This window comes from Bradyrhizobium sp. HKCCYLRH1030 (assembly GCF_051168395.1).
GTDB lineage: Bacteria > Pseudomonadota > Alphaproteobacteria > Rhizobiales > Xanthobacteraceae > Bradyrhizobium.
Map to the genome: position 1 here is coordinate 115,370 of NZ_JBNPUY010000013.1, position 14,261 is coordinate 129,630.

The window sequence follows — 14,261 nt, forward strand, 5'->3', positions numbered from 1 at the left end:
AAAATAGGAATGAAGAACCATTGGTTTGGGATTGGCAGCGGACTTCGCTACCAATCCTACTATCTCATGCGCCAAACTACGATTTTTCGTGATTCGTACTCCCGCTGCTGGCAGTCCTCGTCCGCGAACGGCACGCAATTTCCGCCGAAGGACGTTGAAACAGGTCAGTCGCTCTCAGTCGGACGTCCGCGCAGTGAAGTCTCTGCGCTGTCCCAGGGCGGTTCCGGCCGCCAAGCCTCTATCAACGCATCGATGAATGTACGCACCTTCGGCGACAAGTGCCTGCTCGAAGGATAGACGGCGCGAATGGGTGCACCATCGGCGTCGACCTCTTTGAGGATCGGCACCAGCCGACCTGCACGCAGATCGTCGCTGACCAGGAATGTGGCAAGCCGAGCGATGCCGAAACCCGCAATCGTCGCGTCGCGCAAGGCTTCAGCGTTGGTCGCGACGAAACGCCCATTGATGGCGATCACGCGAGCTTGTCCGTTCTCGTTGAATCGCCAGTCGACGGAGCGCCCGCCGTGCACGAAGGCGAGGCAGCTATGCTGCGCCAACGCGTCGATGTTTCTCGGCGTTCCTCGCTCGGCAAGATAGGCCGGCGACGCACAGGTCACCAGGCGATGGCGCGCCAGAAACCTATTCATCAGCCGAGAATCTTCGCTGCTGCCGATCCTGATCGCGAGATCCACGCCCTCGTCGATGAGATCGACATAGCGATCGCCGAAGGAGGCGCTGACGGATATCTCCGGCCATTTGCGAATGAACTCATTGAGGACCGGAAGCACGTGCAGCCGGCCGAAGGATACGGGCAGATCCAGCCGCAACCGCCCCCGCGGCGCCTGCGAGTGACTGAGCATCGCCATCTCCGCTTCGTCGAGATCGGCGAGCAGCCTCACGCACCGCTCGTGGAAGGCGGCTCCCTCTCCGGTCAGTGAGACGCTTCGCGTGGTGCGCTGGAGCAGCCTGACCCCGAGCCGGTCCTCGAGCCGAACGATGCTCTTGCCGACTGCCGATCGCGAAAGGCCGATGCGTTCGGCCGCTGCCGTGAAGCTCTTGGCTTCGGCGACATGGACGAACACGCTGATGTCCTTCATCCGGTCGATAGCCATTGCGCCTCCTGAAACAGCCCCGAGCTGCAGCCGCGGCCATTCAAATCCGCCACGAACGGTCCGATCATTGGGGCAATACGTTCCCCAGTGAAGGGAAATCACCGGATATTGTGGCTCCAAGGCGCCTATTCTAACCTTTTTGAAACTGGCTGCACCAGCATGGGAAGTAAAATTCCCCATTCAATCAGATCAATGCAAACCGGTAACATGGTAGTGCGAGGCCAATAACCTGCCGCGCAGAAGGGGAAGCGCACCGTGAAGGCTGTTCGCTATTACGGACGGAAGGACATCCGTGTCGAAACCGTCGATGAGCCCAAGGAGATGGGCGCCAGCCAGCTCCTGGTGAAGCCGCTGTGGACCGGCATCTGCGGCACGGACCTCCACGAATACATTGCAGGGCCGATCGTCACGCCCGCGTCGCCGCACGTGTTCACTGCAGCAACCTTGCCGCAGATCCTGGGACATGAGTTCTCGGCCGAGGTACTGGACGTCGGGCGCGACGTCACTCATGTGCGGCGCGGCGACCGTATTTCGGTGCAGCCGCTGATGATGCCGATGAACGACTATTACAGCCGGCGGGGTCTCAACCATCTCAGCGAAAAGATGGCTTGCATCGGCCTCAGCTGGGCCTGGGGCGGCATGTCCGATCTCGCCGTCATCAACGACTACAATGCGGCGAAAGTGCCCGACTCCATCACCGACGAGGAAGCCGCCATGATCGAGCCGGCGGCGGTCGCGCTCTATGCGGTCGACCGCGGCGGTGTCCAGGCTGGCAGCACCGTGCTGATCGCAGGTGCAGGCCCGATCGGCGCGCTGACCATTCTGTGCGCCCACGCAGCCGGCGCCGCCAGGATCTACGTGTCGGAGCCCAACGCATCGCGGCGTCGAACGATCGAGAGCTGGGGTATTTGCGCCGGCGTCTACGATCCCAAGACGACGGACGTGGTCGCGCGCGTCAAGGAGCAGACCGAAGAGAATGTCGGCGTCGACGTCGCCATCGAATGCGTCGGTAACGAAAGCGCATTGAACACCTGCGTCGAAGCCGTGCGGCGGCGCGGTGTCGTGGTGCAGGCCGGCCTGCACGTCGGCAAAGCCTCGACCGATCCGATGTTGTGGGCCCTGAAGGACATCACCATCGAGGCAACCTGGTGTTACCCGATCACGATGTGGCCGCGCATCATCGGACTGGTCGAGTCTGGCAAGCTGCCAATCTCGAAGATCATCGATGGCCGTATCCGCGCCGAGGACGTGGTCTCGAAAGGCTTCGACGTCCTCACTGCGCCAAGCAACGACAAGCTGAAGATACTCGTGTCGACGCAGCTGGCGGCACCGTCGTGAGGCGGCGTAGGCAAGACCAGGGTTGATTGTCCAGAGCGACGCTCAAGTCGCCACGATCAGTGAAACCAAAGGGGAGGAACACCAATGAGAGTGACTATCGCGAGCTGCCTGTCACTGGCCTGCCTGGCCATGGTGACACCAATTGCCGTCCAGGCGGAATATTCCGGCGCGCCGCGCACGTTCCTGTTCAATCCAGCGCTCGACGTCTGCATTCGCGACACCGCGAAGTTCAAGAAGGCGCCGCCCTACACCATCGGCTTCTCCAATGCCGGCCTCGGCGACAGCTGGCGCGTGGTTGGCCTGCACTCGCTTCAGAAAGCTGCGCACGACCATGCCGACGTCGTGAAGAAGCTGCTGATCACCGATGCGGGCCATGACGATGCCAAGCAGGTCGCCGACATCCAGGATCTGGTCTCCCGCGGCGTCGATCTCCTGATCGTCAGCGCCAACACGTCGCAGGCGCTCGATCCCGCCGTCACCCAGGCGACCGAACGCGGCATCCCCGTCGTGATGGTGGACCGCCGGGTGGATTCTGACAATTTCGTCACCTTCGTCACAGCGTCCGACGCGATGATGGGGCGCCTGTTCGCGCAATGGATCGTCGAGAAGCTGAACGGCAAGGGCAACGTGATCATCCTCGGAGGCCAGGCCGGCTCCAGCCCGAACGAGAACCGTGTCAAACCAGCGATGCAGGTGTTCTCGGCCTATCCCGGTATCAAGATCCTGGAGACCGTCTACTCCGACTGGAGCCCGGTGAAGGGCAAGCAGGTGATGCAGGCCATGATCGCCAAGTACGGCCATAGCATCAATGCCGTGTTCTCGCCGCACGGATTGCAGGTGCCCGGTGCGATCGAGGCCTTTCTCGATGCCGGCTGGAAGGGAAGCGAAATTCCGCCGATCACCTCGGCCGACATGAACGGACCGATGAAGATGGCTATCAAGAACAAGTTCCCGCTGCTCGACATCGACTATCCGCCCGCGATGATGGGCACGGCGCTCGACGTCGCGCTCAAGGTGCTGTCCGGCGCCGCGGTGCCCTGCGTCTATACCATCAACAGCAATATCGTTCTGACCCACGGTGACGAGACGCCTTCCATTCCGAAGCCTGACATGTATGCGGAGCAGCACATCGTGCCCGACGGTCCCGACGACATGCTCGTGTCCGGCGGCATGGGCCCGACCTACAATCCGAGCACGTTCAAGATCGACTATCCGCACTGAACCCGGAACAATGGCGTACCGGCGAGGCCGGCACGCCAAAGGGGCAAGACGGACCGAATGCTCACACTCAAGGCCATTTCCAAGAGTTTTCCCGGCGTGCGCGCCCTCCACGGCGTAAACTTAGACGTCAAACCTGGCGAAATCCACGGCTTGCTCGGCGAGAACGGCGCCGGCAAATCCACCCTGATCAAGATCATCGCCGGCGCGGTTGCGCCCGACGAAGGCGAGATCACCCTCGCCGGTCAACGCGTGAGATGGTCGTCACCGCGCGAGGCGAAGCTCGCCGGAGTCCACGTCGTCTATCAGGAGTTCGCGCTGTTTTCGCAGTTGTCCGTCGCCGAGAACATCTTCCTCGGCAACGAGCGGCGCAACGCGCTCGGCCTGGTCGATCACGGACGGACACGGAAAGAGGCCGCTGAGCTGATGCGCAAGCTTGGCATCACCCTTGACCCTCGCGAGACGGTGGCCTCTCTCTCGGTCGCCGACCAGCAGATGGTCGAGATCGCGCGCGCGATGACGCACAATGTCCGCCTGTTGATCCTCGACGAGCCCACCGCCGTCATTGCCGGGCGCGAGGTCGAACTGTTGTTCGAGCGCCTGCGCCGGCTGCGCGAGGCCGGTGTGTCCATTCTCTTCATTTCGCATCGGCTCGACGAAGTCTTCGCGCTGTGCGATCGTGCCACGATCCTGAAGGACGGCCGTCTGGTCGGCACGACGGATACCGTCGCCGTCACGCGCGAACGGCTGATCTCGATGATGGTGGGGCGCGATCTCGGCGAGCTGTTTCCCCCGCGCTCGACCGCGTCGCGACCGGATCAACCCGTGCTACGCACCGACGGCATCTGCGTCGGCGACCGGGTCCGTGACGTCTCGATAGAACTGCATGCAGGCGAGGTCGTCGCGCTGGCGGGCATGGTCGGCGCCGGACGCACCGATCTGGCGCTCGGTCTGTTCGGCGCAGCTCCTATCTCGAAGGGCACTCTCCACATCGCCGGCGAGCGCTTTACGGCAATGACGCCCGCCAAGGCGATCGGGCTCGGCATGGGCCTCGTCACCGAGGATCGCAAGTCGCAGGGGCTTGCGATGCTGCTCGACATTGCTGCGAACATCACTGGGCCAGCACTCGGCGAGGTCACCCGCTACGGAGTGATTGATCGCGAGGGCGAACTGGCGATCGCCGCCCACGAAATCGAACGATACCGCATCGCCTGCCGCGGACCGGCAACGCCGGTCGCAACCATGTCGGGCGGAAATCAGCAGAAGGTGATCATCGCGCGCTGGGCACGCCTGTGCAGGTCGATACTGATCCTCGATGAACCGACACGCGGCGTCGACGTCGGCGCCAAGGCCGATATTTACCGGATCATGCGCGAACTTGCCGATTCAGGCCTCGCAATCCTGATGATCAGCTCGGAAATGACCGAGGTCATCGGCATGGCCGATCGCGTGATTGTCATGCGCGAGGGACGGATCGCCGGCGAGCTGCCGGGATGCGACGCCACGGAGGAAAGCATCATGTACCTGGCCACGAGCGAGCGCGCCGCATGACCGCGATCGCCGCCCGTCTCGCGATGCCTTGGTGGCTGCGCAGCAATGCGGGGCTTGCCGGCGTGCTCGTCCTGATCTGCGCGGTATATCTTGTTGGCGCAACGGTCTCCGACCGATTCCTGACGCTGGGCAACCTGCTCAATGTCTATGAGCAGACCACCGACCTTGCGCTGGTCAGTATCGGGCAAACCCTGACCATTCTCAGCGGCGGCATCGACCTCTCGGTCGGCTCGCTGATCAGCCTCACCTCCTGCCTGACATCAGGCCTGATCAACGGCAATCCGGATCGGGTCGTTCCGGTCGTGCTCGGCGTGCTCGCGCTCGGGACATTCGTCGGCGTGCTCAACGCCGGCCTGGTCGTCACCTTGCGCGTTCATCCGCTGATCGTGACGCTCGGCATGGGCGCGGTCCTGCAAGGCGTGACCTTGCTCTACGCACTGGGACCGGTCGGTCGGGTGCCGCGCAGCTTCACCGTGCTCGCCTATGGACGCATCTCGGGCATCCCCATCGGAGCGACGCTTGCAGTCGTCCTTGGCATCCTGGTCGCGCTGCTGCTGCGATATTTGCCGCTCGGCCGCCAGATCTACGCCCTTGGCGATGATGCGAATTCCGCGCGTCTCGTGGGATTGCGGCGGACGCGCATCCTGATGCTGGTCTACGGCATCTCGGGCTTCTGCTGCGGGGCGACCGGGCTTTATCTCGCCGCGAGGTTCGGCGTTGGACAGCCCTACACCGGCGTCAACTACACCTTGGCTTCGATCACTCCGGTCGTGCTCGGCGGTACCTTGCTGAGCGGTGGCAAAGGCGGCGTGATCGGCACGCTGTTCGGCGCCTTTCTGATCACGCTCCTGAACAACCTGCTCAACTTCATGGACGTGTCGAAGCACTATCAATTGGTCGCGCAGGCGGTCATCATCATCCTTGCCGTCTCCATCTATGTCGAACGCCGCAGGATCGGGTGAGCAGGATGTCAGGCTCCGTAGAAATCGCCGGCTCCGTCACCCCGTCCTGGTCGGTCCGCAGCGTCATGGAAAGCTATGGCACAGCCCTCGCTCTGCCGCTGCTGCTCGCGCTTGGTGGCGTGATCTCACCGGCCTTCGTCAGTCCCGGTAATTTGTCCAACCTGCTGCTACAAGTCGCGCCGCTCGCGATCGCAGCCATGGGGCAAAGCCTGGTGATGATCGTTCGCGGCCTCGATCTCTCTGTCGCCTCGATGATGGCGACCGCCGCCGTGATCGCGACCGGTTTCTCGGGCCTCGACCAGAATGTCCCCGCCATCGTCGCGACGGCCTTGGTGGTCGCTGTCAGCGTTGGCCTGCTCAACGGCTTTCTCGTCACCAAGCGTCAGGTGTCCCCGTTCCTGGCAACGCTCGCCACGATGATCCTGCTCCAGGGATTCAGGTTCGCCTACACGCAGGGCGCGCCGTCCGGCAACGTGCCGCCGGTACTGCGGCTGCTCGGCTCCGGAAAATTTCACGGCGTGCCCTATAACGTACTCGTTCTGCTGTTCGTAGCGGTCTTGCTGGCTGGGGTCCTGCACCGTTCCGCTTTCGGAAGGAGGATTTTCATTGTCGGCGGCAATCCAGTGACGGGGCGCCTGTTTGGCATCCGCTCCGACGCGGTCATGATCGGCTGCTACCTGATCTCGAGCTGCCTTGCGGCGCTCGCCGGGCTGATCCTGAGCGGTTATGTCGGGCTCGTCGACAACTGGGTCGGGCAGGGGTACGAGCTCGACTCGATCGTAGCCTGTGTCGTCGGACGGGTGTCGCTGCGGGGCGGCCGCGGCTCGATCCTTGGCGCCCTCACGGGAGCCGCCATCATCGTCATCCTCGCCAACGAAGTGGTGCTGCTCGGCGTGCCGGTCCAGGTCCAATTGATCATCAAGGGCGTCGTCATTGTCCTCGCTGCTGCAATCTACACTCGTAGAGATGCACCATAGCGTTTTCTAAGGATGCGATGAGAGGAAACCCACCATGAGCGAGCATTGAGAGGAAACTGTTCCGGGTAGAAAACCGGGTACTCTCAAAAAAGTCCAATTGATTGTGCCGCTGCACCGAAGTTTGTTGCACGAGCGGACAGACCGGAGCGTTGCACGTGTTGTAGCCCCTGCGGAAGAGGTCTCCACAAGCGCATTGTTATTCGGCGATTGCTGAGGACATTCCGTGTTCATTACGATTGCCGTCAGCGACAATATTGGCTGGTTCATGGAGAACTTGCCGAGCGTTGGATGTCAGCCACCAGCGGCCATGACCCACCCCACCCGCACGTGCACATGATCGTACCGGGCGGCGGCATCTCGCCCGACGGCCAGCGCTGGGTGTCCTGGCGGCCAGGATTCTTCCCTGCCAGTGCGGGCGCTTTCACGCCTGTTCCGTCGGCTGTTCCTGGAGCGCCTGGCCACCCTCCACCAGGCCGGGCGCCTGATCTTCGGCAACGACGCCCACCTCGCCGGAGAACAATCATTAGCAACGTTGCTGGCAGCGTCGGGCAAGATGGAATGGGTCGTTTATGCCAAGCGTCCGTTCGGTGGCCCCGAGGCAGCGCTGGCCTATCTGTCGCGCTATTCCCACCGCGTCGCTATCGCCAACAGCCGCCTGCTCGCCTGCGGCCAGCAAGGCGTCACCTTCAGATGGAAGGATTACCGCGTCGAAGGGCCGCGACCGTCAAAAGCGGATGACGCTCGCGACGGACGAGTTCATTCGCCGCTTCCTCATCCACGTGCTCGCCTCCGCCGCATCCGCCACTACGGCCTGCTGGCGCGAGGCGCCTGCACCGACAACGTCGCACGCGCGCGCGAGCTGCTCTTCTCGCCATAGGCGGCTCCAGTCAGCCCGGCGACCTCCATCTCCATCAACCGCTGGGCGGCAAAGCCGATCATCTCGCGCAGAAGATCCGCGTCCGGGGCCTCCTCGACGAGCGCGCGAAGGTTCATCATCTCGTCGGTCATCGGTGGTTCCTCGAATCGAGTTGGTGTCAGCAACCCGACCCTACCGGGCAATCACCGGTGACCACCGCAAAGCCGTCCGCCCGCTACGGCGCTATGGGAGAGCGCGCGGGCGGACGGCTTTGCTCTACCAAGTTACACCACGCCCGGGAACACCGCCCTTAAAAGTATCGCAAAGCGGCAACCCGGACAAGCGCAACGACGGCTCTGGGTCGCGGGCGGAAGTCTCATGCAGAGTAAATCTCGTCTGCACAACCTCGGGCAACTGATACGCGTGGCCCTGACGGGCTTCACCTGAACCGCCTCCGTACCGCGATAGGAAATCTGTGCGTCTTCTCCGTCGTGACCGAAGCGCGACCCTTCTGGCGCCCTAGCGTCCACCCGAAGTCGCCTCCGGATCCTCACCAAGGGCCTACCTCGCCACCCTCGGTCTCGCCGCTTGGCGCGGCAAAGATCGATGTTTGATAATGCGATAGGCCCCGGACGGCTAAGGCCTTGAGCCGGTTCACGGCCTATCGGGTGCTGCGGCGCTTGGTCCTGCGGCCGAGGTCCATGCCGTCAATTGGCCAGGAGACTAAGGCCGCTATCCTACTCGACTTGCCGGCCGACCATTTGGCGGCCACTGATCGCTCACGAACGGCGGTTTTTGGGCGGGTCTTCGAGATCCGACCTTCCGAATTAGGCTGCTCTCCTGTAACAAAATAGGGCTTCTGCGATAGTGGGCTTCACGATGTAGCGGACCCCCGCTACCACCTTTCCCACACTCCCTTTACTCTGCTTGGGTATGCCTCCCCGCCAATCAGCGAGTTGAGACGGCCAGCAATTTCAACACAGACCCCGCCCGGGCGCGTGTCATCTCTCGACACCGTCACCGTCTCCACAAGATCTCGAATTGCTTCGGCAGCCTCCTCGTCGCCTGCGCTCACACCTTTGCCGAGCGCATTTTCGAGCCGCACCAATTGCTCTTCGTATCGCCGAAGAATGACGGGGTGGAGCGCAATCGGCTGCGGAGCGGAGGGCTGGCTTTGCAATTCAGCCATGATCCGCTTCCGATCGGCATCCAGAGCCGTGGACCGCGGGCCGAGAATCGAAGGATCGCCATGCCCCTTGGCGATGGCGTCAGCTGGATGCCGCAGCGAAGAAAAAGAAGCTCAATTATCCAGTATGATTGCGGGAACAGGTTTGCCGGCCGCTTCACAGACTGCCTCGATAAGCAGGCGAACCGCTTTGGCATGCCAATAGATTTTCGCTCACGAATGAACGATTTGCGGGATACTGTTGCTCGGAATTTGCGTCGCCTCCGAACGGGGAAGGGCTGGACGCAGGAGGAGCTTGCGTTCCGAGCAAAAGTCGATCGGAGCTATGTCAGTCAGCTGGAGACAGGGGTATACAGCGCATCTGTGACGATGCTCGGTAAGCTGTCCAAGGCGCTCGGCGTAGAGCCCAGCGAATTTCTAAAACCTTGACCAGAGCCTCTGGTGCTCGTTTCGCTGGGGTGCTCTGGCAGAATTGGCGACAATCGCTCGGGCTATCCCCTATAGTGAAGACCAGCCACGTCGGCCGATCGGCCAGCGCCAGTAGCCCTCTATACTTGGGAGTCGCGCGACCGGGCCCAGCTTGGTGCGGTATTGGTGCGTGAGGATTTGAAGTAAGTACTGATCCCGCTAACGCGTTGATCGTCCGTGAGACCTTATCACGCTAGGGCTGCGACCGGGCCGTTATGGGCGGCAAGGTATCGATCGGCTTCGTTGATTTTGCTGCGTTCTCGTTCGTTTTCGATTGAGTTCGTTGCGGTTTGTTCGGATCGTTCTGGTGCGAGACTGGTGCGGCCCGTTGGGGGCAACATCCTCTCTAGGCTGAAACAGAGGGCGATTCCAGGAAACCTTAAGATCACTTGGCAATCAGGGGGCCACCTCGTGTTGTCCGGAAGCCATCATTGGTACACAATGCATTTTCCGAGAGCTGGGAAGCGGGTATCGACAAATTCACGATACACGACTTGAGGCGCAGCTTACGCACCGTCATGCCGCGCGCGTCTACGTCCCATCAATAAGAAGCCCGCCGGCAATCTGGGCCATCAGCGCGGGAGCAGGGGTGGTCCGGCAGAGGGCAGCGGACGAGGCACTGACGACTGCACAGCCGATGACTGCGCCCTGGGTTGCGAGGGTTTATGCTGCGAGATCGGGGCCGCTAGCTGCTGGGACAGCGACGAAGGCGGGGTTGTTGACATTCTCTGTCTGATGTCGTCTGCGACAGCTTGCAGTGTCGCAATGTTTTGGGCCATCAGCTCTTGCTTGGCGGTGAGTTGCTCTACGCTGCGCCGCACGACATCGAGATTGAACGCCAGGGGCTCAAGCTGCTGCATCGGGTCCGGGGCAGTTGAAGCAATGGCTGGCGACTTCGTCGTCGAGACGGATAACAACCAGCCCAGCGATGGAACCCGGGCCACTACCTTGTCCCTTGCTGCGTCACCGTAGGACTGCCAGGCAAGGGTGGCGCCGATACCGATGAGAACTGCAATAACAAACCGGGCAAGGGTATGGAGTGTTCGCCTGCCAATCGACGGCCGGTCGCTCGCGATATTGTCGTCGTTGAGGCCGGAGGGGCGAGGAGAACGGCCAGGCGGTTTCATGGGCCGTCCAATCCGCGGATCGAATCGGGCGTTTGGATCGCGCGCAGGCCCGTCCCACGCATTCTCTACGAGAGGTATGCTTTGCGAGTACATAAGTAGCTCCTTCCTGACTATTCACGGATCGTGATCGCGAGCTGAGCCGGCGCGACGAGTTTCAGCACAATCAGTCTCAGCAATGTCGATTTTCCGGACCCGTTCCGATTGTTCCGGGACGTGAAGCCAGGGTCGACCGGCTTGATGCCTTGGTCGTCACGGCATGGCGATAGACAGTTTCGATTCCTTTCCCGAAGGCGTCGACGGAATATTGCGTCGTTGCGCGAAGCCGGGCGGCATGGCCCATGCGCCAGCGCCGCTCCGGATCGCGGAGCAATGTTTCGATCGCTTCCGCCAACCGAACATGATTGCCGGGTGGAACGGTGATGGCCTCGATGCCGTGGCGTGCAACGCGTGGAACGGCCGTGTCAAGCCATGTATTGATGATCGGCCGTCCCGCCGCCATCGCTTCCAGTTGAGCGATGCCAAACGTTTCCGCATTGGTCAGGGACGGCAGGACAAAGACGTCCGCTGTACACATGAGACTGGCGAGTTTGGCCTTCGGAGCGGAGCCGAGCAGGCGGACGCGATCCGCGACGCCGAGGCTATGAATCATTCGTTCAAGCCGTGCCCGTTCTGGACCCTCGCCGATGATCCAGACCTCAAAGCGGTGGCCGACCGCCGCTCGCACCAGCACATCGAAGCCCTTGTAGGGGACGAGTTGCCCGCAAGCCAGCACGAGCCGTCCACGATCGCGTTCGGCAGCGTCATTGTCGCGCGGCTCCGGCCAATCGTACTTCGAGGCATCGACGCCGAACGGAACGACGTGACATTTCGCAGCGAATTCCTGCAGCAGCGGGCTGTTGTACAGCAGAATGGCATTGGACACGATGATTGCGTCCGCCCGCCGCAGCGTCCGGCGCAACAGCTGCTTCACAAACCACCTCAGTCCAGCATGCGAAGCGATGTCCGCATGGTAGTGCACGACCAAAGGTCGATCGCGGCCCAACCCCAGGGCGAGCATGAGATCGGCGAGCGGAAACGGTGCATGAAGCGCGAGTAGATCGTGATCGGCGACCTGGCGCCACAACCGCAGCGGATAAGTCGGCGCGGCCGGAAGCGAACATACATCGCCGAACGAGCGCACGCGCTCGATCGTTACGCCGTTCACGACGATGCGCCGTTGCCCGTTCGACTTGGAGCAGACCAGCACGCAGGCGGTGAACGCGTTTTTCAGTCCTGCGCATATGTCGCGGATCACCGACGGGGCTCCGCCGAACAGGTCGGGATAGCAGTCATTGAAGATGTGAAGCACCGAGAGGCGCCGAGAGGGAGCGAGCATAGCCGAACTCTCCATGACTGAGCGCCTCCTGTATATGTGGGAAAATTTCACACGTCAATTGATCTCGACGGAAAAGTGGGATTGTATCCCACGGGACTCGCCGCTACAATTTCGCCATGAACGCCAAATCCCGGAGATCGAAGTCGGCTTCACATCAGCCGATTGCGGCGGCGAGCCTGCGCGCGCCCTTGGCGCGCCTGCTGCGCCCGCTGGTGCGGCTATGCATCCGCGGTGGAATGACATTTCCTGAGCTGGCTCAGCTGTTGCGAGAACTCTTCGTCAATGTTGCCGAGCACGACTTTGCCCTGGAGGGAAAGGAGCAGACCGACAGCCGCGTGAGTCTGCTCACCGGAATTCACCGCAAGGAGGTTGCGCGGCTGCGCGGCGCCGGTGCGCCGGTCAATGAAACGCCTGCCACTCTGTCGCTGACCAGCGCGATCATGGCACGCTGGCTCGCCGCTCCGGAGTTCACGGACGCGAACGGCGATCCGCTGCCCTTGCCGCGCATGGCCAGTGGCGATGCGCCCTCGTTCGAGCAGCTCGTCAGTTCGATCACGAAGGATGTCCGCCCGCGCGCAGTGCTGGATGAATGGCTGGACCGCGAGCTCGTGACCATCAACGGCGATGAAGAGATCGTGTTGGTGGATACCGGCTTCGTTCCGCGCGGCGACGACGAGCGCAAATGGCACTATCTCGGCCGTAACCTGCATGATCATATCGCGGCAGCCGCCGAAAACGTATCCGGGCCAGCACCCCGTTTCCTCGAACGCGCGGTGCACTATGACGGCCTTTCAGCCAAGCTCGCAAAACGTCTCGAAGGGCGTTCGCGCGAACTGGCCATGGACGCCCTGAAGATCGCCAACCGGGAAGCAAACCGCGCGCTCGCCAGGGACAAGGGCGGCGACCACCGCTGGAATTTCGGCATCTACATTTACAGCGAAGGTCCGGACGACGCGGCGAATGGTGATGCTGACGAAGGCGGCTCGTCATGACCAGGCAGCCCGTCATCTCGCGCCGCTCGTTGCTTATGGGACTCTGGCTTGCCGGATCGTCCTCCGCCTGGGCGCAGGTGCGCCGCGGCAGCGATCAGGGTATCGGCGGCACCGGTATCACACGTGGCCACGATCAGGGCATCGGCGGCACCGGCATTGTTGGCGTCATTCAGCGTTTCGGCAGCATTTTCGTCAACGGCCAACGCATCAGCTATGCGCCGAACGTCCCGGTGCGGATCGATGGCGAACCGGTATCGGCGAAGGCGCTCAAGATCGGACATCTGGCTCGTGTGCTGGCGCTGCCGCAGGCGAACGGTTCGCTGATCACCCGCGGCGTCAACGTGGTCAGCGAGGTGATGGGGCCGATCGAAAGCGTCAGGGACGGCGAGATGACCGTGCTGGGCCAGCGGATCATAGCGGCCGGCCACGAAAGCTGGCGCCATCCGGGCGTCAATGTCGCGGTCTTCGGGGTGCGCCGCATCGACGGCGTGATCGTCTCAAGCCTGGTCGAGCAACGCCTTAACGCGACAACGCGGGTTTCCGGACCACTCGAACGCGATCGCGGCGGCCTGCGAATAGGCGGGTTGCGACTCAACGGCGCCGATGCCGCACTCGTCGGACAACGTGTTCAGGCTGAGGGCCGCGTTACGCAAGGCGTGATGCAGATCTCGCGCATAAGGGCTGACGACCTCTCTGATTTCTTCGGCGCGAACCGTCTGTCGATCGAAGGCTATGTCCGCCGCGTCGGCAGCTATCTGCAATTCGGCTCGGGCTATGTCGCGCATGACAATAGTCGCTTCGCATCCTCAGGCAATGCCCGCGTGGTCGTGAACGCCACCTTTGACAGTTCCCGTGGCTTGCGGGTTGAATCCATCCAGTCCGTCAACAAATTTCCGGGTGACTCGATCCAAGGTACGAGATCCGAGCAAACTCCGGGCGCGACGCCCGGCGGCTCGGACGTCCCGGGCGGCGCTACTGTGCCAGGCGGCGGTCCTCCCGGGCTGGGCGGTGGCGGTCCTCCAGGCCTTGGCGGCGGCGGTCCTCCCGGCCTTGGCGGCGGCGGTCCTCCCGGCCTTGGCGGCGGCGGTCCTCCCGGCCT

Annotated in this window: 13 protein-coding genes and 1 pseudogene; 9 read left to right on the forward strand and 5 right to left on the reverse strand. The window is 62.5% G+C overall.

The window, feature by feature from the left end; all coding sequences use genetic code 11:
• Window positions 1-164 precede the first annotated feature (164 nt).
• A complete protein-coding gene (locus tag ACQR1E_RS30190; protein WP_315714177.1) occupies window positions 165-1,292 on the reverse strand; it encodes a LysR family transcriptional regulator in 1,128 nt (375 codons plus the stop codon).
• A 75-nt stretch (window positions 1,293-1,367) separates the two neighbouring features.
• Here ACQR1E_RS30190 and ACQR1E_RS30195 point away from each other — a divergent pair, with 75 nt between their 5' ends.
• From ACQR1E_RS30195 to ACQR1E_RS30220, 6 genes are all read left to right on the forward strand, one after another.
• On the forward strand, window positions 1,368-2,450 hold the full coding sequence (locus tag ACQR1E_RS30195) for a 2,3-butanediol dehydrogenase (RefSeq protein ID WP_315706500.1): 1,083 nt from the start codon (window positions 1,368-1,370) through the stop codon (window positions 2,448-2,450).
• Window positions 2,451-2,534: 84 nt separating this feature from the next.
• Window positions 2,535-3,671 carry an ABC transporter substrate-binding protein gene (locus tag ACQR1E_RS30200; protein WP_315706499.1) on the forward strand — a complete coding sequence of 379 codons (1,137 nt, stop codon included), beginning with the start codon at window positions 2,535-2,537 and terminating at the stop codon, window positions 3,669-3,671.
• Window positions 3,672-3,728: 57 nt separating this feature from the next.
• Window positions 3,729-5,219 carry a sugar ABC transporter ATP-binding protein gene (locus tag ACQR1E_RS30205; protein ID WP_315706498.1) on the forward strand — a complete coding sequence of 497 codons (1,491 nt, stop codon included), beginning with the start codon at window positions 3,729-3,731 and terminating at the stop codon, window positions 5,217-5,219.
• Window positions 5,216-6,181 (forward strand): ABC transporter permease, encoded by a 966-nt coding sequence (locus ACQR1E_RS30210; RefSeq protein ID WP_315706497.1) that lies wholly within the window; start codon window positions 5,216-5,218, stop codon window positions 6,179-6,181. The genes ACQR1E_RS30205 and ACQR1E_RS30210 overlap by 4 nt, the downstream gene beginning before the upstream one ends.
• Window positions 6,182-6,333: 152 nt before the next feature.
• Window positions 6,334-7,158 carry an ABC transporter permease gene (locus tag ACQR1E_RS30215; RefSeq protein ID WP_315750107.1) on the forward strand — a complete coding sequence of 275 codons (825 nt, stop codon included), beginning with the start codon at window positions 6,334-6,336 and terminating at the stop codon, window positions 7,156-7,158.
• A 409-nt stretch (window positions 7,159-7,567) separates the two neighbouring features.
• The gene (locus ACQR1E_RS30220; RefSeq protein ID WP_315706495.1) at window positions 7,568-8,035 is read left to right on the forward strand and encodes a transposase; all 468 of its coding nucleotides are present in this window, start codon (window positions 7,568-7,570) and stop codon (window positions 8,033-8,035) included.
• Here the strand turns inward: ACQR1E_RS30220 and ACQR1E_RS30225 are convergent.
• Window positions 8,011-8,166 (reverse strand): annotated as a pseudogene (locus ACQR1E_RS30225) (IS256 family transposase); the annotation flags it as partial. The gene ACQR1E_RS30220 and the pseudogene ACQR1E_RS30225 sit on opposite strands and share 25 nt — an antisense overlap.
• Window positions 8,167-8,909: 743 nt before the next feature.
• On the reverse strand, window positions 8,910-9,203 hold the full coding sequence (locus ACQR1E_RS30230; RefSeq protein ID WP_316193222.1) for a hypothetical protein: 294 nt from the start codon (window positions 9,201-9,203) through the stop codon (window positions 8,910-8,912).
• 60 nt (window positions 9,204-9,263) lie between these two features.
• Between ACQR1E_RS30230 and ACQR1E_RS30235 the strand changes: the two genes are divergently transcribed.
• Window positions 9,264-9,629, forward strand: coding sequence for a helix-turn-helix domain-containing protein (locus ACQR1E_RS30235; protein WP_316205636.1), 366 nt, complete (start codon window positions 9,264-9,266; stop codon window positions 9,627-9,629).
• A gap of 611 nt (window positions 9,630-10,240) precedes the next feature.
• Here ACQR1E_RS30235 and ACQR1E_RS30240 read toward each other — a convergent pair.
• Window positions 10,241-10,795 carry a hypothetical protein gene (locus ACQR1E_RS30240; protein WP_434842750.1) on the reverse strand — a complete coding sequence of 185 codons (555 nt, stop codon included), beginning with the start codon at window positions 10,793-10,795 and terminating at the stop codon, window positions 10,241-10,243.
• A 169-nt stretch (window positions 10,796-10,964) separates the two neighbouring features.
• Window positions 10,965-12,185: a glycosyltransferase gene (locus ACQR1E_RS30245; RefSeq protein WP_434897928.1), complete on the reverse strand. Its 1,221-nt coding sequence runs from the start codon at window positions 12,183-12,185 to the stop codon at window positions 10,965-10,967.
• Between the two features lie 101 nt (window positions 12,186-12,286).
• On the opposite strand from ACQR1E_RS30245, the gene ACQR1E_RS30250 reads away from it, so the two are divergent.
• Together ACQR1E_RS30250 and ACQR1E_RS30255 are read left to right on the forward strand one after the other, a co-directional pair.
• Window positions 12,287-13,162, forward strand: a complete 876-nt coding sequence (locus tag ACQR1E_RS30250; protein WP_315714183.1) for a DUF6502 family protein — start codon at window positions 12,287-12,289, stop codon at window positions 13,160-13,162.
• Window positions 13,159-14,261, forward strand: a 1,103-nt coding sequence (locus ACQR1E_RS30255; RefSeq protein WP_434897929.1) for a DUF5666 domain-containing protein, incomplete at its 3' end; no start/stop codon positions are given. The genes ACQR1E_RS30250 and ACQR1E_RS30255, both read left to right, overlap by 4 nt.